This is a genomic window from Streptomyces formicae (assembly GCF_002556545.1).
GTDB lineage: Bacteria > Actinomycetota > Actinomycetes > Streptomycetales > Streptomycetaceae > Streptomyces > Streptomyces formicae_A.
The window spans coordinates 3,434,684-3,460,945 of record NZ_CP022685.1; the positions used below are offsets into that span (position 1 = coordinate 3,434,684).

At 70.7% G+C, this 26,262-nt stretch carries 22 protein-coding genes; 15 read left to right on the forward strand and 7 right to left on the reverse strand.

What is annotated here, in order from left to right; translation table 11 throughout:
- Positions 1-161 precede the first annotated feature (161 nt).
- Both KY5_RS14675 and KY5_RS14680 read left to right on the forward strand, forming a co-directional pair.
- Positions 162-1,640 carry a helix-turn-helix domain-containing protein gene (locus KY5_RS14675; protein WP_098242670.1) on the forward strand — a complete coding sequence of 493 codons (1,479 nt, stop codon included), beginning with the start codon at positions 162-164 and terminating at the stop codon, positions 1,638-1,640.
- Positions 1,641-1,833: 193 nt separating this feature from the next.
- Entirely contained in the window at positions 1,834-2,622 is a 789-nt protein-coding gene (locus tag KY5_RS14680) for a phosphatase (protein ID WP_098242671.1), read from the forward strand.
- Here the strand turns inward: KY5_RS14680 and KY5_RS14685 are convergent.
- From KY5_RS14685 to KY5_RS14700, 4 genes are all read right to left on the reverse strand, one after another.
- The gene (locus tag KY5_RS14685) at positions 2,583-3,566 is read right to left on the reverse strand and encodes a cation diffusion facilitator family transporter (protein ID WP_098242672.1); all 984 of its coding nucleotides are present in this window, start codon (positions 3,564-3,566) and stop codon (positions 2,583-2,585) included. The two genes, KY5_RS14680 and KY5_RS14685, sit on opposite strands and share 40 nt — an antisense overlap.
- Before the next feature lie 20 nt (positions 3,567-3,586).
- Positions 3,587-4,447 carry an acyl-CoA thioesterase II gene (gene tesB, locus KY5_RS14690; RefSeq protein ID WP_098242673.1) on the reverse strand — a complete coding sequence of 287 codons (861 nt, stop codon included), beginning with the start codon at positions 4,445-4,447 and terminating at the stop codon, positions 3,587-3,589.
- Between the two features lie 36 nt (positions 4,448-4,483).
- Positions 4,484-5,641, reverse strand: coding sequence for an acyl-CoA dehydrogenase family protein (locus KY5_RS14695; protein ID WP_098242674.1), 1,158 nt, complete (start codon positions 5,639-5,641; stop codon positions 4,484-4,486).
- 97 nt (positions 5,642-5,738) lie between these two features.
- Positions 5,739-6,329, reverse strand: coding sequence for a TetR/AcrR family transcriptional regulator (locus tag KY5_RS14700; RefSeq protein ID WP_098242675.1), 591 nt, complete (start codon positions 6,327-6,329; stop codon positions 5,739-5,741).
- A 121-nt stretch (positions 6,330-6,450) separates the two neighbouring features.
- Here KY5_RS14700 and KY5_RS14705 point away from each other — a divergent pair, with 121 nt between their 5' ends.
- The 9 genes from KY5_RS14705 to KY5_RS14745 all read left to right on the forward strand — a co-directional run bounded on the left by KY5_RS14705 (position 6,451) and on the right by KY5_RS14745 (position 18,664).
- Positions 6,451-8,067, forward strand: a complete 1,617-nt coding sequence (locus KY5_RS14705; protein ID WP_098242676.1) for a carboxyl transferase domain-containing protein — start codon at positions 6,451-6,453, stop codon at positions 8,065-8,067.
- Between the two features lie 52 nt (positions 8,068-8,119).
- The gene (locus KY5_RS14710) at positions 8,120-10,075 is read left to right on the forward strand and encodes an acetyl/propionyl/methylcrotonyl-CoA carboxylase subunit alpha (RefSeq protein ID WP_098242677.1); all 1,956 of its coding nucleotides are present in this window, start codon (positions 8,120-8,122) and stop codon (positions 10,073-10,075) included.
- Positions 10,072-11,016, forward strand: coding sequence for a hydroxymethylglutaryl-CoA lyase (locus KY5_RS14715; RefSeq protein ID WP_098242678.1), 945 nt, complete (start codon positions 10,072-10,074; stop codon positions 11,014-11,016). The genes KY5_RS14710 and KY5_RS14715 overlap by 4 nt, the downstream gene beginning before the upstream one ends.
- 6 nt (positions 11,017-11,022) lie before the next feature.
- Entirely contained in the window at positions 11,023-12,177 is a 1,155-nt protein-coding gene (locus KY5_RS14720) for an acyl-CoA dehydrogenase family protein (protein ID WP_098242679.1), read from the forward strand.
- Positions 12,178-12,297: 120 nt separating this feature from the next.
- Complete coding sequence (locus KY5_RS14725; protein WP_098242680.1) at positions 12,298-13,365, forward strand: ABC transporter substrate-binding protein; 1,068 nt, start codon at positions 12,298-12,300, stop codon at positions 13,363-13,365.
- A gap of 245 nt (positions 13,366-13,610) precedes the next feature.
- On the forward strand, positions 13,611-15,053 hold the full coding sequence (desA, locus tag KY5_RS14730) for a lysine decarboxylase DesA (RefSeq protein WP_098242681.1): 1,443 nt from the start codon (positions 13,611-13,613) through the stop codon (positions 15,051-15,053).
- A complete protein-coding gene (locus KY5_RS14735; RefSeq protein WP_098242682.1) occupies positions 15,037-16,332 on the forward strand; it encodes a lysine N(6)-hydroxylase/L-ornithine N(5)-oxygenase family protein in 1,296 nt (431 codons plus the stop codon). Before desA ends, KY5_RS14735 begins: the two co-directional genes overlap by 17 nt.
- Positions 16,329-16,901 (forward strand): GNAT family N-acetyltransferase, encoded by a 573-nt coding sequence (locus KY5_RS14740; protein ID WP_098242683.1) that lies wholly within the window; start codon positions 16,329-16,331, stop codon positions 16,899-16,901. The genes KY5_RS14735 and KY5_RS14740 overlap by 4 nt, the downstream gene beginning before the upstream one ends.
- A complete protein-coding gene (locus tag KY5_RS14745; protein WP_098242684.1) occupies positions 16,898-18,664 on the forward strand; it encodes an IucA/IucC family protein in 1,767 nt (588 codons plus the stop codon). Before KY5_RS14740 ends, KY5_RS14745 begins: the two co-directional genes overlap by 4 nt.
- A gap of 48 nt (positions 18,665-18,712) precedes the next feature.
- Here KY5_RS14745 and KY5_RS14750 read toward each other — a convergent pair whose 3' ends face one another.
- Entirely contained in the window at positions 18,713-20,326 is a 1,614-nt protein-coding gene (locus tag KY5_RS14750) for a beta-N-acetylhexosaminidase (protein ID WP_098242685.1), read from the reverse strand.
- A gap of 171 nt (positions 20,327-20,497) precedes the next feature.
- Between KY5_RS14750 and KY5_RS14755 the strand changes: the two genes are divergently transcribed.
- From KY5_RS14755 to glmS, 3 genes are all read left to right on the forward strand, one after another.
- The gene (locus KY5_RS14755) at positions 20,498-21,379 is read left to right on the forward strand and encodes a DUF4429 domain-containing protein (protein WP_098242686.1); all 882 of its coding nucleotides are present in this window, start codon (positions 20,498-20,500) and stop codon (positions 21,377-21,379) included.
- A 98-nt stretch (positions 21,380-21,477) separates the two neighbouring features.
- Positions 21,478-21,735 carry a hypothetical protein gene (locus KY5_RS14760; protein WP_098242687.1) on the forward strand — a complete coding sequence of 86 codons (258 nt, stop codon included), beginning with the start codon at positions 21,478-21,480 and terminating at the stop codon, positions 21,733-21,735.
- Positions 21,736-21,768: 33 nt separating this feature from the next.
- Positions 21,769-23,586 carry a glutamine--fructose-6-phosphate transaminase (isomerizing) gene (gene glmS / locus KY5_RS14765; protein ID WP_098242688.1) on the forward strand — a complete coding sequence of 606 codons (1,818 nt, stop codon included), beginning with the start codon at positions 21,769-21,771 and terminating at the stop codon, positions 23,584-23,586.
- 171 nt (positions 23,587-23,757) lie between these two features.
- Here glmS and KY5_RS14770 read toward each other — a convergent pair whose 3' ends face one another.
- A complete protein-coding gene (locus KY5_RS14770; protein WP_098242689.1) occupies positions 23,758-24,327 on the reverse strand; it encodes a GPR1/FUN34/YaaH family transporter in 570 nt (189 codons plus the stop codon).
- A 227-nt stretch (positions 24,328-24,554) separates the two neighbouring features.
- The gene (locus tag KY5_RS14775; protein WP_055551855.1) at positions 24,555-25,079 is read right to left on the reverse strand and encodes a universal stress protein; all 525 of its coding nucleotides are present in this window, start codon (positions 25,077-25,079) and stop codon (positions 24,555-24,557) included.
- A gap of 416 nt (positions 25,080-25,495) precedes the next feature.
- Here KY5_RS14775 and KY5_RS14780 point away from each other — a divergent pair, with 416 nt between their 5' ends.
- Positions 25,496-25,948, forward strand: coding sequence for a hypothetical protein (locus KY5_RS14780; protein ID WP_418952779.1), 453 nt, complete (start codon positions 25,496-25,498; stop codon positions 25,946-25,948).
- The last annotated feature ends 314 nt before the right edge of the window (positions 25,949-26,262 follow it).

Here is a 26,262-nt window from a genome sequence, read left to right on the forward strand (position 1 = left end):
GCACCTCGGTGGCGTGTCGTGCAGATGGGGGTGAGGACCGGCCCCGGGGACATCCGCCCGTACCCACGGCCTCTGGTCGGCACGACCTTAGGTGGCCGGAAAGCAACGCTGAAGTGTACGTTTCCTCCACTCTCCACGACCGAGACGGATGGAACGTCCACATGGCCGATCTCGCGGCTCCGCCCGCGCCGCCGACCCCGCCCGTACCGCTCGCCGCGCTGCTCGCCCGCGAGGACCTGGGGCTGCGGCAGATCGCGGGGCCGGACGCGCGGGCCGCCGACACGGCCGTGCAGTGGGTGCACACCTCGGAGATGGCGGACCCCTACCCCTATCTGCTCGGCGGCGAGCTGCTGCTCACCGCGGGCGTGCACATCACGGGCCCCGCGGGCACGGACAGCGCCCTCGACGCCTATGTGGGCCGCATCGTCGCGGCGGGCGGCGCGGCGCTCGGCTTCGGCGTCGCCCCCGTGCACGACACCGTGCCGCGCGCCCTCGTCGACGCCTGCGACCACTACGGCCTGCCCCTCCTGGAAGTCCCGCCGCGCACCACGTTCAGCGGCGTCGCCCGCGCGGTGTGGCGGCTGATGGCGGAGGCCAGGCACGCCGAGCTGCGCCGGGTCACGGAGGCGCAGCAGGGCCTCGCCACGGCCGCCGCGAGGACCGACCCGATCCCGGCCGTCCTGCGCCAGCTCGCCGCGCGCCTGGGCGGCCTCACGGCCTTGTACGGGCCCGACGGCGCGGAGTTGCAGTCGGCGGGGCGGACCCGCGACGCGGCGCGGGACGCCCTGCGGGAGCTGACCGGTGTCGTACGCCGCGGCACGCCCGCCGCCCCCGCCTCCGCTGCCGAGACCGCGGGCGCCACCCACCTGGCCGCCTACGCCCTCGGCGGCGGCCGGGGCTTCGCGCTCGGCATCGCCACCGAGCGCCGCGCACCGGGCGACCACACCATCGCGGGAGCGGCCGTGGTGCTGCTCTCGCTCCTCACCGGCGAACACCAGGGCACCTCGGAGGCGGCCCGCTCCCGCGCCCTCGTGCGCCTGCTGCTCGGCGCTTCCCCGGAGGAGATCGGCCCTCTCCTGGGGAGCGACCTCTGGACCGTGGTGCACGCGCGCGGGGAGCACACCCCGCTGGCCGCGTCCGCGCTCGCCGCGGCCCTGGGCAGCGGCCTCGTCGACCCGCGCGACGACGTCGTACGCCTCCTCGTCCCCGCCGACCGCGAGATCACTCCCACGGACGGCTGGACCCTCGGCGTCGCCGCGCCCGCGCCCCCCGCCGACCTGCCGGCCGCCGACACCCAGGCGGCCCGCGCGCTGCGCCGCGCGGAGGCCACCCGCGTCCCCCTGGTCCACCACCACGCGAACGGCATCGCCGCCCTGGTGGCCCCCGAGGAGGCCGCCGCCCACGCGCGCGTGCTCCTGGCCCCCCTGTCCGACAACGAGGCCCTGACGACGACCCTGCGCGCCTGGCTCTCCCTGCACGGCAGTTGGGACCGCACGGCGGTGGCCCTGTCCGTACACCGCAACACGGTCCGCCAGCGCATCGCCCGCTGCGAAGCCCTCCTGGGAACGGACCTCAACGACCCCGACGTCCGCATGGAGCTGTGGTTCGCCCTGAACCGAGACATCGGGGGCGCCCCATAAGGGGCGCGGGGAACTGCGCGCTCAGCCACATACGGCCCGCAGTCGAAGCAGACGTACACCCGGAACTGTGATTCGCCCTGAACCAGGCCCCGTAAGGGGCGTGAGGAACCGCGCGCTCGGCCACCAGCGGCCCGCAGGCGAAGCAGACCAATATCCGCCCAGCGCAGAGCACTCGTCCCGCACAATGGGGACCATGTCCATACCCAGCCGTCCCGCACTCGTCGAGCACCTCGTCCGCACCCGTATCGCGGGCGACGTCGCCACCCCCCGCGAGAACAACCTCAGCCACTACAGGAAGCTCGCGAACGGCGACCGCCACTACTGGCTCGGTCTGGAGCTCGGGGACCGCTGGACCGACGAGCAGGACGTCCTCGCGGTGATGGCGGAGCGCTGCGGCGTGATCGACGACCCGCAGTTCCGGCACGGCCAGGACACCATCGATCCGGAGCTGACGGTCGACGCCCTGGAGCGGATGGCGGCCCGGCTTCGCAAGGCGGCCGCGGGCAAGGAGAGGGTGCTCTTCGCCACCGGGCACCCCGGAGGGCTGCTCGACGTGCACCGCGCGACGGCCGCCGCCCTGCGCTCGGCGGGCTGCGAGATCGTCGTGATCCCCGAGGGTCTGACGGCCGACGAGGGCATGGTCTTCCAGTTCGCCGACGTGGCGATGCTGGAGCGCGGCGCGACGCTGTGGCACACGCACTCCCCCGAGCCGATGAACGCGATCCTGGACGGCCTGGAGCGCGACGGGCGCCCGCAGCCCGACCTGGTCGTCGCCGACCACGGCTGGGCGGGCCGCGCGGGCCAGCGCGGCCTGGACTCCGTCGGCTACGCGGACTGCAACGACCCGGCGCTGTTCATCGGCGAGGCCGAGGGCACCGTGCAGGTCACGGTCCCGCTGGACGACCACGTCACGAGCCCCCGGCACTACGACCCGATGACGGCCTACCTGCTGGACGCGGCGGGTCTGACGCCCGAGTCCTGAGCCGGTCCCGGCGTCGGGTCCAGGTACACGCGCCGCACCGCGGGGAAACGTTCCTGGACGCGCTGCGCCATCCGGTCGCAGGCCCGCTCGATGTCCGCGGCGCTCGACATGTCACGGAAGTCGACCTTCGCCGCGACCAGGGCCTCCCTCGGGCCCTGGAGCAGCGTGGTCAGCTCCAGTACGTCGACGACGTGCGGGTCGGCGAGCAGCTCGGCACGGACCGCGGCCCGCATCTCCGGAGGCAGCGGTCGCCCGATGAGCAGCTCGGAGTTGGCGTGCCCGAGGACCCAGGCCACGTACACCAGGAGCACGCCGATGCAGAGCGAGGCGACGCCGTCCCACACGCCAGACCCGGTGAGCTGCCCGCCGAGCAGCCCGGCCGCGGCGAGCACGAGCCCCACAAGCGCCGCCGAGTCCTCCATCACGACGGCCTTGACCGCGGTGTCGGGGGTGTGGCGCAGATAGCGCTTGATGTGCACGCCGAAGCGGTCGGCCTCGTCGCGGGCCTGTTTGAGTCCGGTGCGCAGGGAGTAGCCCTCCAGGAGGAAGGCGATGGCGAGCACGACGTAGGAGACGAGCGGGTCGCCCGGGTCCTCGCCGTGCGTGAGGGTGTGGACGCCGTCGTACACGGCGAAGACGCCACCGCCGACGAAGGTGGCGACGGAGGCGAGCAGCGCCCAGATGTAGCGGGCCCCTCCGTAGCCGAGCGGATGCTCCTCGTCGGCGGGCTTGGCACCGGCCTTCAGGGAGACGAGCAGCATCAGTTCCGTGACGGTGTCCGCCACGGAGTGGGCCGCTTCGGAGAGCATCGCGCTGGATCCGCTGATGACACCGGCGACCGCCTTGGCCACCGCGATCCCGAGGTTGGCGACGGCGGCGACGATCACCGTGAAGGTGCTCTCGCCGTTCTCCTGCGGTACCGCCTGCTCCGCTCGCTGCGACATGTATCGGACGGTATGTCCGATCAGCGGGGAACGCGAACGACGCCCTCCTGGATGACGGTCACCGCGAGCCGCCCGTCCTGCGTCCAGATCCGTGCCTGCCCGAGGCCGCGCCCACCGGAGGCCGAGGGCGACTCCTGGTCGTAGAGCAGCCATTCGTCGGCCCTGAAGGGCCGGTGGAACCACATGGCGTGGTCGAGCGACGCGCCGACCACGTCGCCGACCGCCCAGCCGCCCCTGCCGTGTGCAAGGAGCACCGAGTCCAGGAGCGTCATGTCGGAGACGTACGTGGCGAGGCAGACGTGCAGCAGGGAGTCGTCGGCCAGCTTGCCGTTGGCGCGGAACCACACCTGGGAGCGCGGCTCGCGGGGCTGTCCCACGGTGCCCCACGGCGGCACGTCGGCGTAGCGCAGGTCGACGGCCTCGCGGGCCTTGACGAGCCGCTCGGCGACGGGCGCGGGCAGGTGGCGCGGCAGCATCTCGGCGGCCGTGGGAAGCGTCTCGGGGTCGGGCGCCTCCGGCATGCCGGTCTGGTGCTCCAGGCCCTCCTCGTACGTCTGGAAGGACGCGGAGAGGTGGAAGATCGGCTGCCCGTGCTGGACGGCGACGACGCGGCGCGTGGTGAAGGAACGGCCGTCCCTGATCCGGTCGACCGTGTACACGATGGGCGCGCCCGGATCGCCCGGGCGCAGGAAGTACGCGTGCAGGGAGTGGGCGGCCCGCTCGTCGGGGACGGTGCGTCCCGCGGCCACCAGGGCCTGCGCGGCGACCTGGCCGCCGAAGACGCGGGGCACGATCGACGAGCGGCTCACGCCCCGGAAGATGTCCTCCTCGATCTGCTCCAGGTCGAGCAGATCGAGGAGGCCCTCAAGTGCCTGGTTCATGAACGCAGTTCTACAGGGCCGTCTTCGCGGGCCGGGTTACAGGCCCATGTCCTTGGCGATGATCATCTTCATGACCTCGCTGGTGCCGCCGTAGATGCGGTTCACGCGGTTGTCCGCGTACAGGCGGGCGATCGGGTACTCGTTCATGAAGCCGTAGCCGCCGTGCAGCTGGAGGCACTTGTCGATGACGCGGTGCGCGACCTCGGTGTTGAACAGCTTCGCGGAGGCGGCCTCGGCGGCGGTCAGCTCGCCCCTGTCCAGGGCTTCGAGGGCGCGGTCGGCGACGGCCTCTGCGGCGTCCACCTCGGCCTGGCAGGCGGCCAGTTCGAACTTGGTGTTCTGGAAGGAGGCGACCGTCTTGCCGAAGACCGTGCGGTCCTGGACGTACTCCTTGGCGAAGCGGACGGCGGCCTTCGCCTGCGCGTACGCCCCGTAGGCGATGCCCCAGCGCTCGGAGGGCAGGTTGGCGCCGAGGTAGTAGAAGCCCTTGTTCTCCTCGCCGAGGAGGTCCTCGACGGGGACCTTCACGTCGACGAACGCCAGCTCGGCGGTGTCGGAGGTCTTCAGGCCGAGCTTGTCGAGCTTGCGGCCGATGGAGTAGCCCTCGGACTTCGTGTCCACGGCGAAGAGGGAGATGCCGAAGCGGCGGTCCTCGGCGGTCGGCGCGGAGGTGCGGGCGCAGACGATCACGCGGTCGGCGTGGACGCCGCCGGTGATGAAGGTCTTGGAGCCGTTGAGGACGTAGTGCGTGCCGTCGTCGGAGAGCTTGGCGGTGGTCTTCATGCCCGCGAGGTCGGAGCCGGTGCCCGGCTCGGTCATCGCCAGGGCCCACATCTCCTCGGCGGAGACGAACTTCTCCAGGTAGCGCTTCTTCTGCTCGTCGGTGCCGAGCGCCTTGATGTACGGCAGGGCGAGCAGCACGTGCACTCCGGAGCCGCCGAAGGTGACGCCCGCGCGCGCGGTCTCCTCGTACTGGACGGCCTCGAACTTGTGCGACTCGATGCCCGCGCCGCCGAACTCCTCGGGGACGCTGATGCCGAAGAGGCCGAGCTCGGCCAGCTTGTAGTAGAACTCGCGCGGCACCTGGCCCGCCGCGAACCACTCGTCGTGGACCGGGACGACCTCGGCCTCGATGAAGGCGCGCAGGGTCTCCCGGAACGCCTCGTGGTCCTCATTGAAAACGGTACGGCGCACGGAGAACTCCCTCTGCCCACGACGACTAAGCGCTTGCTCAGTCAACAGGTTACCCGGGAGTCACCAGAGCGTCCAGAGATGCGTGTCACTCCCCCGCTCACTCCCCCGCGGCCGCGAACGCCCCCCGCGCGAGGCGGTGCAGGAGCTCCGCCATCGCCGCACGACTGGGCAGGGCGTCGCGCCTGCTCAGGTGCGGTGTGGAGTTGAGCAGCCCGAAGACCGCGTGCACGGAGACGCGGGCCGCGTTCTCGGCGAGGTCCGGGTAGACCTCGCGGACCACGTCGACCCAGATCTCCACGTACTGCCGCTGGAGCTGGCGCACCAGCTTGCGGTCACTGTCCCGCAGGCGGTCCAGCTCGCGGTCGTGGAGGGTGATCAGGGAGCGGTCGTCCAGGGCGAAGTCGATGTGCCCCTCGATGAGCGCGTCGAGCACCCGCTCCGGCGACCCGTCCGCGTCGGCCAGACACCGCTTGCCGCCCGTCAGGAGCTGCCCGCTGATGCCGACGAGCAGCTCGGCGAGCATCGCGTCCTTGCCCGCGAAGTGCCGGTAGAGACCGGGGCCGCTGATGCCCACGGCGGCCCCTATCTCGTCCACGCCGACCCCGTGGAAGCCGCGCTCGGCGAAGAGCCTGGCGGCCTCTCTGAGGATCTGCTCGCGGCGGGTGGGGGCGTCGGTTCTCGTGGCCATGGAATTGATTCTAGACAGGGGGGTTAGCGCTCGTTAACCTGAACGAAACGCGTTAACGCTCATTAACCGATCCAGAGTGGTCCGAGATCGACCGAGTGGACCGAGCAAGGGGGCTCGACTGATGCGGCAGGCACCAGTGCTGGCGAGCGCGGCTGATCCCGCGTCCGAGGCATGGCGGGCGAACGAGGCGGCGCACACCGCCCTCGCCGACGAGCTGCGGGCCAAGCTCGCGGCGGCCCGCCTCGGCGGCGGGGAGCGGGCGCGGGCCCGCCACGTGGCGCGCGGCAAGCTGCTGCCGCGGGACCGCGTGGACACGCTCCTCGACCCGGGCTCGCCCTTCCTGGAGCTGGCCCCCCTCGCGGCGGACGGGCTCTACGGAGGGGACGCTCCGGCGGCCGGGGTCATCGCGGGCATCGGCATGGTCTCGGGCCGCGCCTGCGTGATCGTCGCCAACGACGCCACCGTCAAGGGCGGCACGTACTACCCGATGACCGTGAAGAAGCACCTGCGCGCCCAGGAGGTGGCCCTGGAGAACCACCTCCCGTGCCTCTACCTGGTGGACTCGGGCGGCGCCTTCCTGCCGATGCAGGACGACGTCTTCCCCGACCGCGAGCACTTCGGGCGGATCTTCTACAACCAGGCGCGGATGTCGGGCGCCGGGATCCCGCAGATCGCCGCCGTCCTCGGCTCCTGCACGGCGGGCGGGGCGTACGTCCCCGCGATGAGCGACGAGGCGGTGATCGTGCGGAACCAGGGCACGATCTTCCTCGGCGGCCCGCCCCTGGTGAAGGCCGCCACCGGCGAGGTCGTCACGGCCGAGGAGCTGGGCGGCGGCGAGGTCCACTCGCGCGTCTCCGGAGTCACCGACCACCTCGCCGAGGACGACGCGCACGCGCTGCGGATCGTGCGCACCATCGTCTCCACGCTCCCCGAGCGCGGCGAGCTGCCGTGGTCGGTCGAGCCGGTCGAGGAGCCGAAGGTCGACCCCCTGGGTCTCTACGGCGCGGTGCCGACGGATTCGCGCACCCCCTATGACGTGCGCGAGGTCATCGCGCGCGTGGTCGACGGCTCGCGCTTCGCCGAGTTCAAGTCCGAGTTCGGCCAGACGCTGGTGACGGGCTTCGCGCACATCCACGGCCACCCGGTCGGCATCGTCGCGAACAACGGCATCCTGTTCTCCGAGTCCGCCCAGAAGGGCGCCCACTTCATCGAGCTGTGCGACCAGCGCGGCATCCCCCTGGTGTTCCTGCAGAACATCTCCGGATTCATGGTCGGCAGGGACTACGAGGCGGGCGGCATCGCCAAGCACGGCGCCAAGATGGTGACGGCCGTGGCCTGCACGCGCGTGCCGAAGCTGACGGTCGTGGTCGGCGGTTCGTACGGCGCGGGCAACTACTCGATGTGCGGCCGCGCCTACAGCCCCCGCTTCCTGTGGATGTGGCCGAACGCCAAGATCTCCGTGATGGGCGGCGAGCAGGCCGCTTCCGTCCTCGCGACCGTCAAGCGCGACCAGTCGGAGGCGCGCGGCGAGCAGTGGTCGGCCGAGGACGAGGAGGCGTTCAAGGCCCCGATCCGCGCGCAGTACGAGCAGCAGGGCAGCGCCTACTACGCCACGGCCAGGCTCTGGGACGACGGCGTGATCGACCCCCTGGAGACCCGGCAGGTCCTCGGCCTCGCCCTGACCGCCTGCGCCGAGGCCCCCCTGGGCGAGCCCGGCTTCGGCGTCTTCCGGATGTGAGGGGCGGACGATGAGCGACTTCCAGCAAGGGACCACCCCGGGGAGAGGGACCATGTTCGACACGGTGCTCGTCGCCAACCGCGGCGAGATCGCGGTCCGCGTCATCCGCACGCTGCGCGCGCTCGGCGTCCGCTCGGTCGCCGTCTTCAGCGACGCGGACGCGGACGCCCGGCACGTGCGCGAGGCGGACACGGCCGTACGGATCGGCCCTCCACCGGCCACCGAGAGCTATCTGTCCGTCGAGCGCATCCTGGAGGCGGCGGCGAAGTCCGGCGCCCAGGCGGTCCACCCGGGGTACGGCTTCCTCGCGGAGAACGCCGACTTCGCGCGCGCCTGTGCCGAAGCGGGCCTCGTCTTCATCGGCCCGCCCGCCGACGCCATCTCCCTGATGGGCGACAAGATCCGCGCCAAGGAGACGGTCCAGAAGGCCGGTGTCCCGGTCGTCCCCGGCTCCTCGGGCAGCGGCCTGACCGACGCCCAACTGGCCGATGCGGCCCGCGAGATCGGCACCCCCGTGCTGCTCAAGCCGAGCGCGGGCGGCGGCGGCAAGGGCATGCGCCTGGTGCGGGACGAGGCGCTGATCGACGAGGAGATCGCGGCGGCCCGCCGCGAGGCCAGGGCCTCCTTCGGCGACGACACGCTGCTCGTGGAGCGGTGGATCGACCGCCCTCGGCACATCGAGATCCAGGTCCTCGCCGACGGCCACGGGAACGTGGTGCACCTCGGCGAGCGCGAGTGCTCCCTCCAGCGCCGCCACCAGAAGATCATCGAGGAGGCGCCGAGCGTCCTGCTCGACGAGGCCACGCGCGCGGCGATGGGCGAGGCGGCGGTCCAGGCAGCCCGCTCGTGCGGGTACGCGGGCGCGGGCACGGTGGAGTTCATCGTGCCGGGCAAGGACCCCTCGTCGTACTACTTCATGGAGATGAACACCCGCCTCCAGGTGGAGCACCCGGTCACCGAGCTGATCACCGGGCTCGACCTGGTGGAGTGGCAGCTGCGGGTGGCGGCGGGCGAGGAACTCCCCTTCGGGCAGGACGACATCGCCCTCACCGGGCACGCGGTCGAGGCGCGCGTCTGCGCGGAGGACCCCGCGCGCGGCTTCCTGCCCTCCGGCGGCACCGTCCTCTCCCTGCACGAGCCGCAGGGCGACGGCGTGCGCACCGACTCCGGCCTGAGCGAGGGCACGGAGGTCGGCAGCCTCTACGACCCGATGCTGTCGAAGGTCATCGCGTACGGCCCCGACCGCGCGACGGCCCTGCGCAAGCTGCGCGCCGCGCTCGCCGGGACCCTCACCCTGGGCGTGCCGACGAACGCGGGCTTCCTGCGCAGGCTGCTCGCCCACCCGGCCGTGGTGGCGGGCGAGTTGGACACGGGCCTGGTGGAGCGCGAGGCGGACGCCCTGGTGCCCGACGGGGTGCCGGACGAGGTCTACGAAGCGGCGGCGGCCGTACGGGAAGCGGCGCTCGCCCCGGCCACTGACGGCTGGACGGACCCCTTCTCCGTACCGAGCGGCTGGCGGCTCGGCGGCACGCCCGCGCCCCTCACCCACTGGCTGCGCGTGCCGGGACTCGAACCCGTCGCTCACCGGCTCGGCGAGGGCGCCCGCACCGTGGCGGCGGACCGCGTCTCGGTCACCGTCGACGGCACCCTGCACACCTTCCGCCGCGCGGGCGACTGGCTCGGCCGCGACGGCGACGCCTGGCACGTCCAGGACCACGACCCGGTGGCCGCGTCCCTCACCGGCGCCGCGCACGCCGGGGCCGACGCGCTCACCGCGCCCATGCCGGGCACCGTCACGGTCGTGAAGGTCTCCCCCGGCGACCACGTGAGCGCGGGGCAGAGCCTGGTGGTGGTCGAGGCGATGAAGATGGAGCACGTCATCGCGGCGCCGCACGCGGGCACCGTCACCGAACTCGACGTCACCCCGGGCACCACGGTCGCCATGGACCAGATCCTCGCCGTGGTCGAGCCCGACGAGACCGAGGCCGACCCGCAGGAGGCGTCATGACCGCCGCCGGACTTCCCATGGCCGTCCCCGCCCAGGGCCTGCCGCCCCGCGTCCGCATCCACGAGGTGGGCGCGCGCGACGGCCTCCAGAACGAGAAGGGGGTCGTCCCCACCGAGATCAAGGCGGAGTTCGTCCACCGCCTCGCCGACGCGGGCCTCGCCACCATCGAGGCGACCAGCTTCGTGCACCCCAAGTGGGTGCCCCAACTGGCCGACGCCGAGCAGCTGTTCCCGCTGCTCGGTGACCTCCAGGGCGTGCACCTGCCGGTCCTCGTGCCGAACGAGCGCGGCCTGGACCGCGCCCTCGCGCTCGGCGCGCACCGCGTGGCCGTCTTCGCCAGCGCCACCGAGTCCTTCGCCAAGGCCAACCTGAACCGCACGGTGGACGAGGCGCTCGCGATGTTCGACCCGGTGGTCTCCCGCGCCCGGGAGAGCGAGCTGCACGTCCGGGGCTACCTCTCCATGTGCTTCGGCGACCCCTGGGAGGGCCCCGTGCCCGTCGCCCAGGTCGTCCGCGTCTGCCGCGCCCTGCTCGACATGGGCTGCGACGAGCTGAGCCTCGGCGACACGATCGGCGTGGCCACACCGGGCCACGTAGGGGCGCTGCTCACCGCGTTGGCCGAGGAGGGCGTGCCGACCGACCGCGTCGGCGTGCACTTCCACGACACGTACGGCCAGGCGCTCGCCAACACCCTGGCCGCCCTGCAACACGGCGTGACGACGGTGGACGCCTCGGCGGGCGGCCTCGGCGGCTGCCCGTACGCGAAGAGCGCCACCGGCAACCTCGCCACCGAAGACCTCGTGTGGATGCTGCAAGGACTCGGCATCGACACCGGGGTCGACCTCGGCCGTCTCAGCGCCACCAGCGCCTGGATGGCCGGCCAGTTGGGCCGACCCAGCCCGTCCCGCACCGTCCGCGCCCTGACCCACCAGGAGCAGTGAAGAACGATGGACCACCGTCTGAGCCCCGAGCACGAGGAACTGCGCCGCACCGTCGAGGCGTTCGCGCACGACGTGGTCGCGCCGAAGATCGGCGACTTCTACGAGCGGCACGAGTTCCCGTACGAGATCGTCCGCGAGATGGGCCGCATGGGCCTGTTCGGGCTGCCCTTCCCCGAGGAGTACGGCGGCATGGGCGGTGACTACTTCGCGCTCGGCATCGCCCTGGAAGAGCTCGCCCGCGTCGACTCGTCGGTGGCGATCACCCTGGAGGCGGGCGTCTCGCTCGGCGCGATGCCGGTCCACCTCTTCGGCACCGAGCAGCAGAAGCGCGAGTGGCTGCCGAAGCTGTGCTCGGGCGAGGTCCTCGGCGCGTTCGGCCTGACCGAGCCGGACGGCGGCTCGGACGCGGGCGGCACCCGCACCACGGCGGTGCGCGACGGCGACGAGTGGGTGATCAACGGCTCCAAGTGCTTCATCACCAACTCGGGGACGGACATCACGGGCCTGGTCACGGTCACCGCCGTCACCGGCCGCAAGGAGGACGGGCGGCCGCTGATCTCCGCGATCATCGTCCCGTCGGGCACCCCGGGCTTCACGGTCGCGGCGCCGTACTCGAAGGTCGGCTGGAACGCGTCGGACACCCGCGAGCTCTCCTTCTCCGACGTCCGGGTGCCCGCGGCGAACCTGCTCGGCGAGGAGGGCCGCGGCTACGCCCAGTTCCTGCGCATCCTCGACGAGGGCCGCGTCGCCATCTCCGCGCTCGCCACCGGGCTCGCCCAGGGCTGTGTGGACGAGTCCGTGAAGTACGCCAAGGAGCGGCACGCCTTCGGCAAGCCGATCGGCGCGAATCAAGCCATCCAGTTCAAGATCGCCGACATGGAGACGCGGGCGCACATGGCCCGCGTCGGCTGGCACGACGCGGCGTCGCGCCTGGTCGCGGGCGAGCCGTTCAAGAAGGAGGCGGCCATCGCCAAGCTGTACTCGTCGACGGTCGCGGTGGACAACGCCCGCGAGGCCACGCAGATCCACGGCGGGTACGGCTTCATGAACGAATACCCGGTGGCCCGGATGTGGCGCGACTCCAAGATCCTGGAGATCGGCGAGGGCACGAGCGAGGTGCAGCGCATGCTGATCGCGCGGGAGCTGGGTTTCGCGGGCTGAGGTCCCGGCAAGGCGCGGATGGACGTGAGGGGCCACTGACTCCGGAGTGAGCTTAGGCTAGCCTAAGCTCTGATTCCGGCCAGTGGCCCCGCCGCCGTACCGTCACGAAAGCAGAGATCCATGCCCCAGCTCCGCCGCCCGTCCGCCTCCTCCGCGCCCTCCCGCCGCGGCATCCTCACCGCCGGCGGAGCCCTCGGCCTCACCGCCGTCCTCGCGGCCTGCGGCAGCGAGAAGAAGGACGGCGGCGGCACGGGCAAGGAGGCCCCGGGCAAGTCCGGCCCCTGGAGCTTCAAGGACGACCGAGGCAAGACCGCCAAGCGGGACGCGACGCCGAAGAACATCGTCGCCTTCACCGGCGTCGCCGCCGCCCTGTTCGACTACGGCATCGAGGTCAAGGGCGTCTTCGGCCCGACGAAGACCAAGGACGGCAAGGCCGACGTCCAGGCCGGCGACATGGACATCAGCAAGCTGACGGTCATCGGCAACGAATGGGGTCAGTTCAACATCGAGAAGTACGCGGGCCTCGCCCCGGACGTGCTGATCTCCACGATGTTCGACGACAAGGGCACCCTCTGGTACGTGCCCGAGGAGAGCGCGGACAAGGTCCTCGGGCTCGCCCCGAGCGTCGGCATCAGCGTCTACGACCGCCAGCTCACGCACCCGCTCCAGCGCATCCAGGCGCTCGCCGAGTCGCTCGGCGCGGACGTGAAGTCCGACAAGGTCACCAAGGCGAAGAAGCGCTTCGAGGACGCGTCCGAGCGGCTGCGCAAGGTCGCCAAGGCGCACAAGGACATCAAGGTCCTCGTCGGCTCCGCGAGCCAGGACCTGTTCTACGTCTCGGGCTCGAACCTCTCGGTCGACCTGGAGTACTTCAAGGCGCTCGGCGTGAACATCATCGAGCCGCCGGAGAAGGCGAAGAAGGAGTCCGGCGGCTGGTTCGAGAACCTCAGCTGGGAGAACGTCGACCAGTACCACGCGGACCTCATCATGATGGACAACCGCACCTCGGCGCTCCAGCCCGCCGACCTCGACAAGTCCAAGCCGACCTGGCAGAAGCTGCCCGCGGTCAAGGCCGGACAGGTCATCCCGCGCGTCACCGAGCCGATCTTCTCGTACGACAAGTGCGCGCCGATCCTGGAGGACCTCGCGGACGCGATCGAGAAGGCGAAGAAGCTGAAGAGCGCCTGATCGCCTGATCGCCCGCTCGGCACCGACTGGCGCCCGGCACACCGGCACACCGGCACACCGGCACACAACGGAGTCATCCCGTCCAACTCGGACCGGGTGGCTCCGTTTTTGTTACGCAGGGGGACCCAGGGTTCTGTGTGGCGTGAGCTTAGGTTAGGCTAACCTTAGTTTCACTCCGCGCCCTCGCCTCCCCCATTCCTGTCCACGAGGGCGCGGTCCTAGTCCCCTCAACTGGAGGACAGTTCATGCGCTCGCACCTGCTCAATGACACCACCGCGGAGCGATACCGCAGCTCCGTGACGGAAGGAGTCGAGCGGGTGGCGGCCCAACTCGCCACCACCACACGTCCGTTCACGGGGATATCCGTCGACGACCTCGCGCCCCGCATCGCGGCCGTCGACCTGGACGAACCCCTGCACGACACCGTCGCCGCGCTCGACGAACTCGAAGAGCTCTATCTGCGCGACGCCGTCTACTTCCACCACCCCCGCTACCTCGCCCACCTCAACTGCCCGGTCGTCATCCCCGCCGTCCTGGGTGAAGCCGTCCTCTCCGCCGTCAACTCCTCCCTGGACACCTGGGACCAGTCGGCGGGCGGCACCCTCATCGAACGCCGCGTCATCGACTGGACCACCGAGCGGATCGGCCTCGGCCCGGCCGCCGACGGCGTCTTCACCAGCGGCGGCACCCAGTCCAACCTCCAGGCGCTGCTGCTCGCCCGCGAGGAGGCCAAGGGCGAGGACCCCACCAGGATGCGGATCTTCGCCTCCGAGGTCGGCCACTTCAGCGTCCAGAAGGCCGCCAGACTGCTCGGCCTCGGCGAGGAAGCCGTCGTGGTCATCCCCACCGACCACGACAAGCGCATGCAGACTGTGGCCCTCGCCCGCGAACTGGAGCGCTGCCGCCGCGACGACCTCTCCCCCATGGCCGTCGTCGCCACCGCGGGCACCACCGACTTCGGCTCCATCGACCCGCTGCCCGAGATCGCCGAACTGTGCGCGCAGTACGACACCTGGATGCACGTCGACGCCGCCTACGGCTGCGGCCTGCTCGCCTCGCGCAAGAACCGGCACCTGCTCGACGGCATCGAGCACGCCGACTCGGTGACCGTGGACTACCACAAGTCCTTCTTCCAGCCCGTGAGTTCATCGGCCGTCCTGGTGCGCGACCGCGGCACGCTGTCCCACGCGACGTACCACGCGGAGTACCTCAACCCGCGCCGCGCGGTGCAGGAGCGCATCCCCAACCAGGTCGACAAGTCCCTCCAGACGACCCGGCGCTTCGACGCGCTGAAACTGTGGATGACGCTGCGCGTGATGGGCGCCGACGGCATCGGCGACCTCTTCGACGAGGTGTGCGACCTCGCCACGCGGGGCTGGCGGCTGCTCGCCGCCGACCCGCGCTACGACGTCGTGGTGGAGCCGCAGCTCTCCACGCTCGTCTTCCGCTACATCCCCTCGGCGATCTGCGACCCGGCCGCCATCGACCGCGCCAACCTCTACGCCCGCAAGGCCCTGTTCGCCTCCGGCGACGCGGTGGTGGCGGGCACCAAGGTGGGCGAGCGCCAGTTCCTGAAGTTCACCCTGCTCAACCCCGAGACCACCACCGACGACATCACCGCCGTCCTCGACCTGATCGCAGGACACGCCGAGCAGTACCTGGGAGACTCCCTTGACCGCGCTTCCTGAGCCCCTCGACTTCATCGGGATCGGCCTCGGCCCGTTCAACCTGGGCCTGGCCTGCCTGACCGAGCCGCTCGACGAGCTGACCGGGCTCTTCCTGGAGTCCAAGCCGGACTTCGAGTGGCACTCCGGGATGTTCCTGGAGGGCGCCCACCTCCAGACCCCGTTCATGTCGGACCTGGTCACCCTCGCCGACCCCACGTCCCCGTACTCGTTCCTCAACTACCTGAAGGAATCGGGGCGGTTGTACTCGTTCTACATCCGCGAGAACTTCTACCCGCTGCGCACCGAGTACAACGACTACTGCCGCTGGGCCGCCGCGAAACTCTCCTCGATCCGCTTCGGCACGACGGTCGCCGAGGTGTCGTACGAGGACGAGACCGACCTCTACGTCGTACGCACCACGGCCGGTGAGTTCTTCCGCGCCCGCCGCCTCGTCCTCGGCACCGGCACGCCGCCGCACCTGCCCGAGGCGTGCGAAGGGCTCGGCGGGGACGCGATCCACAACTCCCGCTATCTGCAGAGCAAGCAGGAGTTGCAGAAGAAGGACTCGATCACGCTGGTGGGCAGCGGCCAGTCCGCCGCCGAGATCTACTACGACCTGCTCGCCGAGATCGACGTGCACGGCTACCGGCTCAACTGGGTCACCCGCTCGCCGCGCTTCTTCCCGCTCGAATACACCAAACTGACGCTGGAGATGACCTCTCCGGACTACATCGACTACTTCCACGCGCTGCCCGAGCCGACCCGCTACCGCCTGGAGACCCAGCAGAAGGGCCTCTTCAAGGGCATCGACGGCGCGCTGATCGACTCGATCTTCGACCTGCTCTACCAGAAGAACCTCACCGGGCCCGTGCAGACCCGGCTGCTCACCAACACCGCGCTGAGCGAGGCCAGTTACGACAGCGCGACGCGCACGTACACGCTCGGGCTCCGCCAGGAGGAGCAGGAGAAGGACTTCCGGCTCGACACCCAGGGCCTGATCCTCGCCACCGGCTACCGCTACCGCGTCCCGGACTTCCTCGCCCCGGTCCACGACCGCATCCGCTGGGACGGCCAGGGTCGCTTCGACGTCGCCCGCAACTACAGCATCGACACCACCGGGAACGGCATCTTCCTGCAGAACGCCTCGGTGCACACCCACTCGATCACCAGCCCCGACCTCGGCATGGGCGCGTACCGCAACGCGTACATCGTCGGCGAGCTGCTCGGCCGCGAGGCCTACCCGGTCGAGAAGTCCATCGCGTTCCAGGAGTTCGCCGCTCCGGAGGGGAACCTCATATGACCGACCCGAACGAACTCGCCGCCCCGGCAGGCGACTTCACCTTCCGGCCGCTCGACGCCCTGACCGACGCCGAGCTCGTGCACGGCTGGGTGACCCACCCCAAGGCCGCCTTCTGGCTGATGCAGGAGGCCACGCTGCCCGAGGTCGAGCGCGAGTACATGTCGATCGCCGCCGCCGAGCACCACGACGCGTTCCTCGGCCTGCACAAGGGCGTCCCCGCCTTCCTGATGGAGCGCTACGACCCGGCGCACGTCGAACTCGTCGGCCTGTACGAGCCGTTGCCCGGTGACGTCGGCATGCACTTCCTCACCGCGCCCTCCGACGTCCGCATCCCCGGCTTCACGCGCGGCGTGATCACCGCGGTGATGCGCGAGCTCTTCGCCGACCCGGCGACCGAGCGGGTCGTGGTCGAGCCCGACGTACGCAACACGGCCGTGCACGCCCTCAACGAAGCCGTCGGGTTCCGGCCCGAGACCGTCATCCAGAAGCCGGAGAAGGAAGCCCTGCTGAGCTTCTGCACCCGCGAGCAGTTCGAAGCAGCCGTACGCGAAAGGGAACTGGCGATATGACCCTGTCCGACACCGTGGCACACCTGTCCCCGGAGCGCTGGGCCACGGCCAACCGCCTGCTCATCCGCAAGGCACTCGCCGAATTCGCCCACGAACGGCTGCTCACGCCCGAGCCACTGGGCGACGGCGCCTACGCCGTCCGCAGCGACGACGCCCTCACCCGCTACCGGTTCACCGCCGAGGTCCTGCGCCTGGACCACTGGCAGATCGACGCGGCGTCGATCACCCGCCACCGCGACGGCGGCGAACTCCCGCTCAACGCACTGGAGTTCTTCACCGAGCTGCGCGGCGCGCTCGGCCTGAGCGACGCCATCCTGCCGGTCTACCTGGAGGAGATCTCCTCCACGCTCTCGGGCACCTGCTACAAACTCACCAAGCCCGCGATCCCGGCCGCCGAGCTCTCCCGCTCCGGCTTCCAGGAGATCGAGACGGGCATGACCGAGGGCCACCCCTGTTTCGTCGCCAACAACGGCCGGCTCGGTTTCGGCGTGCACGAGTACCTCTCGTACGCCCCCGAGACCGCGAGCCCGGTGCGCCTGGTGTGGCTGGCGGCCCGCAAGGACCGCGCGGCGTTCACGGCGGGCGCGGGCATCGACTACGAGTCCTTCCTCCGCGCCGAGCTGGGCGAACAGACCCTGGACCGCTTCGATCGGATCCTGCGCGACCAGGGCCTGGATCCCGCCGAGTACCTGCTGATCCCGGCCCACCCCTGGCAGTGGTGGAACAAGCTGTCGGTGACGTTCGCCGCCGAGGTCGCCCAGCGTCACCTCGTCTGCCTCGGCGAGGGCGACGACGAGTACCTCGCGCAGCAGTCGATCCGCACCTTCTTCAACTCCACGTCGCCCGCCAAGCACTACGTGAAGACGGCCCTCTCCGTCATCAACATGGGCTTCATGCGCGGCCTCTCGGCGGCGTACATGGAGGCGACCCCGGCGATCAACGACTGGCTCGCCGCTCTCATCGAGAACGACGAGACGCTGCGCGACACCGGCCTGACGATCATCCGCGAGCGCGCCGCGGTCGGCTACCGGCACCTGGAGTACGAGGCCGCCACCGACCGCTACTCCCCCTACCGCAAGATGCTCGCCGCCCTGTGGCGCGAGAGCCCGGTGACCTCCGTCGGCGAGGGCGAGCAGCTCGCCACGATGGCCTCGCTGCTGCACGTCGACCGGGACGGCGGCACCTTCGCGGGCGCCCTGATCGAACGCTCCGGCCTGACCCCGACGGAGTGGCTGCGCCGCTACCTGCACGCGTACCTCACCCCGCTGCTGCACAGCTTCTACGCGTACGACCTGGTCTTCATGCCGCACGGCGAGAACGTGATCCTGGTCCTGAAGGACGGCGTCGTCCAGCGCGCGATCTTCAAGGACATCGCCGAGGAGATCGCGGTGATGGACCCGGACGCGGTCCTGCCGCCGGTGGTCGAGCGGATCCGCGTGGAGGTCCCCGAGGACAAGAAGCTCCTGTCGATCTTCACGGACGTCTTCGACTGCTTCTTCCGCTTCCTCGCGGCGAACCTCGTCTCCGAGGGCCTGGTCGACGAGGACACGTTCTGGCGGGCGGTCGCGGAGTGCGTGACCACCTACCAGGAGGCGACGCCCCAACTGGCGGACAAGTTCAAGCAGTACGACATGTTCGCCCCGGAGTTCTCGCTGTCCTGCCTCAACCGGCTCCAGCTGCGCAACAACGAGCAGATGGTCGACCTGTCCGACCCCTCTGGGGCGCTGCAACTGATCGGGACGCTGAAGAACCCGATCGCCTGAGACCGACGGGCGCCCCGGAGACGGTCCTCCGGGGCGCCCGTCCTCAGCTCACTTGCCGGGCCACGGCACCTGCGGCGACTTGTAGTAGCCGATGCCGAGCGCGTCCCAGCGCGGCGCCTGCGCGGCGAGCCGCACCTTGTACTTCTCCCAGTCGTGCGTGGCCGCGGGCGACCAGCCGAGCTCGGCGATCCCGGGAAGCCGCGGGAACGCCATGTAGTCCAGGTGCGCGGAGGTCGAGAGGGTCTCCGTCCACAGCGGCGCCTCCACGCCCATGACCGAGTCGGCGGGCGCGCCCTGGAGGTAGGTCGCCGGGTCCCAGTCGTAGGACCGCTCGACCTCGACGTAGCCCGCCCAGGACAGGCCGAGCGGGGTGTCCTTGGTGTACTTGTGGTCGATGTAGGCGCGGTCGGCGGGCGAGAGGACCAGCTTGGTGCCGTTCTTCGCCGCGTTCACGACCTCCTCGCGCTCGGCGGCCCCGGTCTTGTCGTAGCCCCAGTACTGCACGACGGCGCCCTTGACGGGGTTGGCCCCTGCCAGCTGGTGCCAACCCATGACCTTCTTGCCGTACTTGGCGACCACCGGCTGCACCTTCTCCATGAACGCCACGAAGTCCTCGTGGCTGGTGGAGTGCGCCTCGTCGCCGCCGATGTGGAGGTACTCGCCGGGCGTGAGCGCGGCCAGCTCGCGGATGACGTCGTCCACGAAGTCGTACGTGACGTCCTTCTTGACGCACAGCGAGCTGAACCCGACCTCGGTACCGGTGTAGAGCGGCGGCGCGACGCCGTTGCAGTTCAGATCGGCGTACGAGGAGAGGGCCGCGTTGGTGTGCCCCGGCATGTCGATCTCGGGGATGACCTCCAGATGGCGCGACGCGGCGTACGCGACGATCTCCTTGTACTGCGCCTTCGTGTAGTAGCCGCCCTTGCCGCCGCCGACCTGCGTGGAGCCGCCGTACGACGCGAGGCGCGGCCAGGAGTCGATGGCGATGCGCCAGCCCTGGTCGTCGCTGAGGTGCAGGTGCAGCTTGTTCAGCTTGTAGAGCGCCGCCTGGTCGATGTAGCGCTTGACCTGGTCGACGGTGAAGAAGTGCCGCGAGACGTCGAGCATGGTGCCTCGGTAGCCGTAGCGCGGGGTGTCCTCGATGGTGCCGCCCGCGATCCGCCACGGGCCGCGCTGCCTGGTCTTCTTCTCCAGGGCCGCGGGCAGTTGCTGGCGCACCGTCTGGATGCCGTGGAAGAGCCCGGCGTCCGACCAGGAGGTGATGGTGAGCGAGCCGCGCGCGGAGATGACCCGGTAGCCCTCGGCGCCGAGGGCCTTGTTCGCGGGCTCCGCGCTGATGCGCAGGCGGATGCCGTCGCTGCCGCCGCTGTCGGTGACGGGCAGCTTGTAGCCGGTGGCCGGGCGCAGCACGTCCGCGAGGTACTCACCGGCCCTGCGCTCCGCCGCGTTGCCCTTCTCGACGCGGATCCGGGTCTTGGCGGTGATCTCGAAGCCGGGCCCGGCGGGCTCGGCCTTCAGGGGCGCGGGCACGATCTGGCCGAGTGGGGTGACCGTGGGGCTCGCGGCGGCCCCCGAGGGTGCCGCGGCGAACGAGGAGATTCCTGCGGCCGCCACGAGCAGCAGCGAGCCGAGTACGCGGGTCGTCCTTCTGTGCGATCTCACAAGCGGTTCCCTTCGACGGGCGGGCGCCGCGACGGGGCACGAGTGCGGCGCGCGTCTGTGGTGCGCAACTGTGGTTCATCGCAATCGAACGGTCCCCATTGGTAACCCGGGCACTACTAGGGGTCAAGGGTGTAGACCTTTTCTCCAAGGGGTCGGTGCGAGAATCCATGCATGGCGGAAATCATCCAGCGTGACGGGACCTGGACCTTCGACGGAGAGACGCTGCGCCTGGTGCCGGGGCACGACAAGAGCGTGTCCTTGCTGCGCAAGACACTGGGGGAACTGACCGTCCCCTTGGGCGCGTTGGCGGGCATCGCCTTCGAGCAGGGCAAGAAGTCGGGCCGGTTGAGGCTGCGCCTGCGCGACGGCTCGGACCCGCTGCTCCATGCCACGGGCGGCAAGCTCACGGACTCCGCGGACCCGTATCAACTGATCGTGGAGGCGGACCGGTACGGCGTCGCGGAGTATCTGGTCGACGAGGTGCGCAACGCCCTCCTGATCGAACAGGTCCCCTCGACCGCCTGCTCCGCCTACGTCCTCGCTGGCCCCTCCGTACCCCTGTCGATCTCGGCGGGCGACGGCACGGCGAGCTTCGACGGGGAGCGCGTGCGCCTGGAGTGGAACTGGAAGACGGAGGACGCCAAGTCCGCGGCGGGCACCCGCTCGATCGCCCTCGACGACATCGCCGCGGTGGACTGGCAGCCCGCGGGCGGCCTGGAGAACGGCCACCTCCGCTTCACCGTCAGGAACGCGCCGACCAAGGCCCCGCCGAAGTACGACCCGAACGCGGTCGAGCTGTGGGGCTTCAAGAAGGACCCGCTGATGGCACTGGTCGCCGCCGCGGTGACGGCCCGCCTCCCGCACCCCTCGGGGGCGACTCCTCCCGCGGTGGAGCCGGTCGCGGCCCGGACGCCCGCACCCGCCGAGGTCTCCGGCGATGACCACGACGCGCTCCTGCGGCGGCTGCGGGAGCTCGGTGAGCTGCATCGGGCGGGGATCCTCACGGACGAGGAGTTCAGTACGGCGAAGCAGGCGGTCCTGAAGCGCATGTGAGCGCCTTCCGCGGCGCTTTCCGGCCCCGTCCGACACGAGCCTGCCCGATTCCGGGCAGGATTCTTGCGAAAGGGCATGCGATACCCCAGGATCATCGAATGCACGACGACCTGGTGGACCACCTCACCCGCAGCACCCCGCTCCAGCGGGGCGAAGCGCTGCGGGTCATCCAGGACGTGCTCGCCTACTTCGACGAGACGACCGAAGAGTTCGTCCGTCGCCGCCACCGCGAACTGCAGGGTCAGGGCCTGCTGAACGCGGCGATCTTCCAGCAGATCTCGGCGGATCTCGAATACCGCGCGGTCGCGCCGCCCGAGCTCACGCTCAGACAGCTGCGCCGCATCGTCTACGGCTAGATCTGGGCCGCCCTCCTACGACTAGGACCCTCTATGTGTGGAATCGTCGGATACATCGGCAAGCGTGACGTCGCCCCGCTGCTCCTCGAAGGACTCCAGCGCCTGGAGTACCGCGGCTACGACTCGGCGGGCATCGCCGTCACCAGCCCCAAGGCGACGGGCCTGAAGACCGTCAAGGCCAAGGGCCGCGTCCGCGACCTGGAGGCCAAGGTCCCCGCCCGCTTCAAGGGCACCACCGGCATCGCCCACACCCGCTGGGCCACCCACGGCGCCCCCTCCGACGAGAACGCGCACCCCCACCTGTCGCAGGACGGCAAGGTCGCGGTCGTCCACAACGGCATCATCGACAACGCCTCCGAGCTGCGCGCCAAGCTGACCGCCGACGGCGTCGAGTTCCTCTCCGAGACGGACACCGAGGTCCTCACCCACCTCGTCGCCCGCTCGCAGGCCAACACCCTCGAAGAGAAGGTGCGCGAGGCCCTGCGCCACATCGAGGGCACCTACGGCATCGCCGTCCTGCACGCCGACTTCAACGACCGCATCGTCGTCGCCCGCAACGGCTCCCCCGTCGTCCTCGGCATCGGCGAGAAGGAGATGTTCGTCGCCTCGGACGTCGCCGCGCTCGTCTCCCACACCCGCCAGGTCGTCACCCTCGACGACGGCGAGATGGCCACCATCAAGGCCGACGACTACCGCACGTACACCACCGAGGGCTCCCGCACGACGGCCTCGCCGACCACCGTGGAGTGGGAGGCCGAGTCGTACGACATGGGCGGCCACGACACGTACATGCACAAGGAGATCTTCGAGCAGCCCGACGCGGTCGACCGCGTCCTGCGCGGCCGCATCGACGACCGCTTCTCCACCGTGCACCTCGGCGGCCTCAACCTCGACGCGCACGACGCCCGCAAGGTGCGCCGCGTCAAGATCCTCGGCTGCGGCACCTCGTACCACGCGGGCATGATCGGCGCCCAGATGATCGAGGAGCTGGCCCGCATCCCCGCCGACGCGGAGCCCGCCTCCGAGTTCCGCTACCGCAACCCGGTGGTGGACCCCGACACCCTCTACATCGCGGTCTCCCAGTCCGGCGAGACCTACGACGTGCTCGCCGCGGTCCAGGAGCTCAAGCGCAAGGGCGCCCGCGTCCTCGGCGTGGTGAACGTGGTCGGCTCGGCGATCGCCCGCGAGGCCGACGCGGGCGTGTACGTCCACGCGGGCCCTGAGGTCTGCGTCGTCTCCACCAAGTGCTTCACCAACACCACGGTCGCCTTCGGCCTGCTCGCCCTGCACCTGGGCCGCATCCGTGACCTGTCGGTCTCCGACGGCAAGCGGATCATCGAGGGCCTGCGCAAGCTGCCGGGCCAGATCTCGGAGGTCCTCAAGCAGGAGGACGAGATCAAGAAGATCGCCAAGCAGTACGCGGACGCCCGCTCGATGCTCTTCATCGGGCGCGTACGCGGCTACCCCGTCGCCCGCGAGGCGTCCCTCAAGCTCAAGGAGGTCTCGTACATCCACGCCGAGGCCTACCCCGCCTCCGAGCTCAAGCACGGCCCGCTCGCCCTCATCGAGCCCGCGCTCCCGACGGTCGCGATCGTCCCGAACGACGACCTCCTGGAGAAGAACCGCGCCGCCCTGGAGGAGATCAAGGCCCGCAGCGGCAAGATCCTCGCGGTCGCGCACCAGGAGCAGGAGAAGGCCGACCAGACGATCGTCGTCCCCAAGAACGAGAACGAGCTGGACCCGATCCTGATGGGCATCCCGCTCCAACTCCTCGCCTACCACACGGCGTTGGCGCTCGGCCGGGACATCGACAAGCCGCGGAACCTGGCGAAGTCGGTGACGGTGGAGTAGAGACACCCCGATCAGGGGCGCCCCGTCAGGGGCGCGGGGAACAACTGCGCGACCAGCCCCCACGGCCCCGCGGGGAACGACGAAACGGGGCGGGCCCCATGCGTGCCACCAGCACATGGGACCCGCCCCCCAGAGGGCCGGGGTCGCCCATTACCCCGGCCCGAGCCCGCCTCAGCCGGTGGCCGTCACTCCCCGGCCCGCAGGCCGCCCCGGAAGGGCCGTGGGCCAGTGGGCCAGGGCGGCGGTCGCCCCGTACCAGGCGAGCAGTCCGCCCGCCGCGGCGCACCAGCCGCCCGCCTTGCCCAGGCCCGCGCTGTCACCGAACCGCGCGACGGCGAGCAGCACGAGCGCCACGAAGAGCAGCCCGTACGTCCCGCGCGTGAGCGCTCCCGCGTGCGCGGCCCCGAGTGTCAGGCTGAGCGCGACGAGGGCGAAGAGCAGCAGGAAGAGGCCCGCCGCGTTCGCCGAGACCGGTGTGTCGGCCGCGGTGCCCCAGGTGAACCAGAGCGCGCCGAGCGCGGTGAAGGCCGTGCCCGTGGCCGCGTCCTTGTCGCGGAACGCGAAGAGCCCGGCGACGAACAGGGCGATGCCGCCGACGAAGGTGGCGAGGGAGACGGCGTCCGCCGCCGTGACGCCGTCGATCACTTCGGTGTGACCGAGGCCGAAGGCCAACAGCGTGAGCCCCAGGGCGAGCTGGCCGAGAGTCGAGGTGGTGCTTCCCGCGGAGACGTCGTTGTCCACGGCGGGCTCCCTTCCTGTGCGGTGGTGCGGTGGTGCGGTGGTGCCGCGCGATGCCGGTCCCGCACTCCGCTCCCGGGGTGCGCCAGCGACCTTTATGTACCCTTCACAAGGGAGCAAACCACCTCTACGCACGAGTAGATTTATCTACTCGTGCCACCACCCACCGGGCCGCCCCGAAAAGGGAGTTGAAGCCTCGACTTCCCCACCGGACCTGCCACGAGGGCCCGTTACGGAATGACGATGACGGGCCGCTGCGCCCGCCGCGCGAGCCGCCCCGCGACGGAGCCGAAGATCCGGCCGACGATGCCGTGCGTGGAGCCGACGACGATCGCGTCCGCGCTGTACTCGCGGCCGACCTCCTCCAGCTCGTGGCAGATGTCGCCGCCGCGCTCGACCAGGATCCAGGGCACCTCGGACAGGTAGTCCGCACAGGCCAGTTCGAGCCCGAGCACCTCGGTGCGGTGGTCCGGCACATCGACGAAGACCGGTGGCTCGCAGCCCGCCCACACCGTGGTGGGCAGTCGGTTGGCGACGTGCACGATGATCAGGCCCGAGCCCGAACGGTGGGCCATGCCGATCGCGTACGAGAGCGCCCGCTCACTGGACGTCGAGCCGTCGAAGCCGACGACGACGCCGTGTCGGAATGCGGGATCGCAGGAGTGACGTGTTTCTTCCGCCGCCAGGGGGGTCGCTGTGGGATCTGCGACCTGCCGCTTGCGGTCCGCGGGTTCGGAGAATTCGTGACCGGCCATCGGTGTCTCGGCGAAGGAGTCCTCTGTGGGAGGGTCGGCTTGTACGGGTCGTACGAAGGCTTAGGGACCTGGAAGGTCGTCCGGGAATCATCTTCCCAACCCCATACCCCCAAGGGTACGGCGACACTCCTCTCCTGCCCAGAGCCTGCGAAGACCCCCGTACGGGCGTCTTCGGCCGGGCCGCGCAGGGGCCTCCGGCGTTCACCGGAGCATGCATGAGCCTCGCCCGTATGGCAATGGTTGCTGCCCCGTACAGGCGGTTTGCGCACCCGTCCGGGCCCTTCTGCCGCACGACCCGTGACCCGGGCGGTCCCCGGCCCCGCGACGGCCTGCCGCGCGCATCCGGCGGCACGGCAGTGACCGGCCGAGCGACCGCGCGTTGAACCTCCGTACGCCACCGCCACAGGGAGCACGCCGTGCCTGGACCCTCGACCGCGTCCCCACCCTCCCCCACGCTCACTCCTTCACCCGAGCAAGGGGGACACGCCCCGACGCACAGCCACCGGCGCCCGCCCGAGGGGGCGCACGAGCGCCGTCCCTCGCGCGTGCCCGCACCCCGCGCCCAGGCGCCGGAGGACGCCTCGGCACAGGACTCGGCGAGCGACGTGGTCCGCTGGGCCGCGTTCAGCTGCGTCCTGGTTCCCGTCGTCCTCGTGGGGTACGGGACATCGCTGGCAGGCGCCGCGGGCGCGGCGCTCGGCCTGGTGGCCGTCACCGGGGTCTGCCGGGTGCTCCTGCGCCAGTCCGAGAGGGGCGCCGCGCGACTGCTTGCAGAACAGAACGCGGGGCACCGCGGACGGCACGGCAGGACGGCCCAGGGGGCGCACAGGGGCACCCGCCACCGGGCCGATGGTGCGCCGGTCGACTGACCGATTCGCACGCACGCTCCCGTAGCTTTTCAGCCAACTTCCTACAGGCACGCATTCCTTGGCCGAACGGGCCCTCAACCCCCGTCCGAGCAGGGCTGAAAGGTGTCTTGAAGCCGCTCGCACCCTGCGGGGACCGGCCATGGCGACGAGGCGCACTTCCCAGCACGGCCCTTGAGTGCAACGCTTCGTGATCGAATGCTTCACGCCAAGTTGCCATGTCGACAATCTGCCGGGTGCTGAACTGGTCACCCCGGTAGCACGGGACACAGTAGATTCGATCTTGACTGTATTACGGCGGGGGACTGGTGGAGGAC

Excerpts from the sequence above, each read along its gene's own strand:
- KY5_RS14675 (WP_098242670.1), top strand. The coding sequence starts at position 162 with ATGGCCGATCTCGCGGCTCCGCCCGCGCCGCCGACCCCGCCCGTACCG.
- KY5_RS14680 (WP_098242671.1), top strand. The coding sequence starts at position 1,834 with ATGTCCATACCCAGCCGTCCCGCACTCGTCGAGCACCTCGTCCGCACC.
- KY5_RS14685 (WP_098242672.1), bottom strand. The coding sequence starts at position 3,566 with ATGTCGCAGCGAGCGGAGCAGGCGGTACCGCAGGAGAACGGCGAGAGC.
- tesB (WP_098242673.1), bottom strand. The coding sequence starts at position 4,447 with ATGAACCAGGCACTTGAGGGCCTCCTCGATCTGCTCGACCTGGAGCAG.
- KY5_RS14700 (WP_098242675.1), bottom strand. The coding sequence starts at position 6,329 with ATGGCCACGAGAACCGACGCCCCCACCCGCCGCGAGCAGATCCTCAGA.
- KY5_RS14705 (WP_098242676.1), top strand. The coding sequence starts at position 6,451 with ATGCGGCAGGCACCAGTGCTGGCGAGCGCGGCTGATCCCGCGTCCGAG.
- KY5_RS14710 (WP_098242677.1), top strand. The coding sequence starts at position 8,120 with ATGTTCGACACGGTGCTCGTCGCCAACCGCGGCGAGATCGCGGTCCGC.
- KY5_RS14715 (WP_098242678.1), top strand. The coding sequence starts at position 10,072 with ATGACCGCCGCCGGACTTCCCATGGCCGTCCCCGCCCAGGGCCTGCCG.
- KY5_RS14720 (WP_098242679.1), top strand. The coding sequence starts at position 11,023 with ATGGACCACCGTCTGAGCCCCGAGCACGAGGAACTGCGCCGCACCGTC.
- KY5_RS14725 (WP_098242680.1), top strand. The coding sequence starts at position 12,298 with ATGCCCCAGCTCCGCCGCCCGTCCGCCTCCTCCGCGCCCTCCCGCCGC.
- desA (WP_098242681.1), top strand. The coding sequence starts at position 13,611 with ATGCGCTCGCACCTGCTCAATGACACCACCGCGGAGCGATACCGCAGC.
- KY5_RS14740 (WP_098242683.1), top strand. The coding sequence starts at position 16,329 with ATGACCGACCCGAACGAACTCGCCGCCCCGGCAGGCGACTTCACCTTC.
- KY5_RS14745 (WP_098242684.1), top strand. The coding sequence starts at position 16,898 with ATGACCCTGTCCGACACCGTGGCACACCTGTCCCCGGAGCGCTGGGCC.
- KY5_RS14755 (WP_098242686.1), top strand. The coding sequence starts at position 20,498 with ATGGCGGAAATCATCCAGCGTGACGGGACCTGGACCTTCGACGGAGAG.
- KY5_RS14760 (WP_098242687.1), top strand. The coding sequence starts at position 21,478 with ATGCACGACGACCTGGTGGACCACCTCACCCGCAGCACCCCGCTCCAG.
- glmS (WP_098242688.1), top strand. The coding sequence starts at position 21,769 with ATGTGTGGAATCGTCGGATACATCGGCAAGCGTGACGTCGCCCCGCTG.
- KY5_RS14775 (WP_055551855.1), bottom strand. The coding sequence starts at position 25,079 with ATGGCCGGTCACGAATTCTCCGAACCCGCGGACCGCAAGCGGCAGGTC.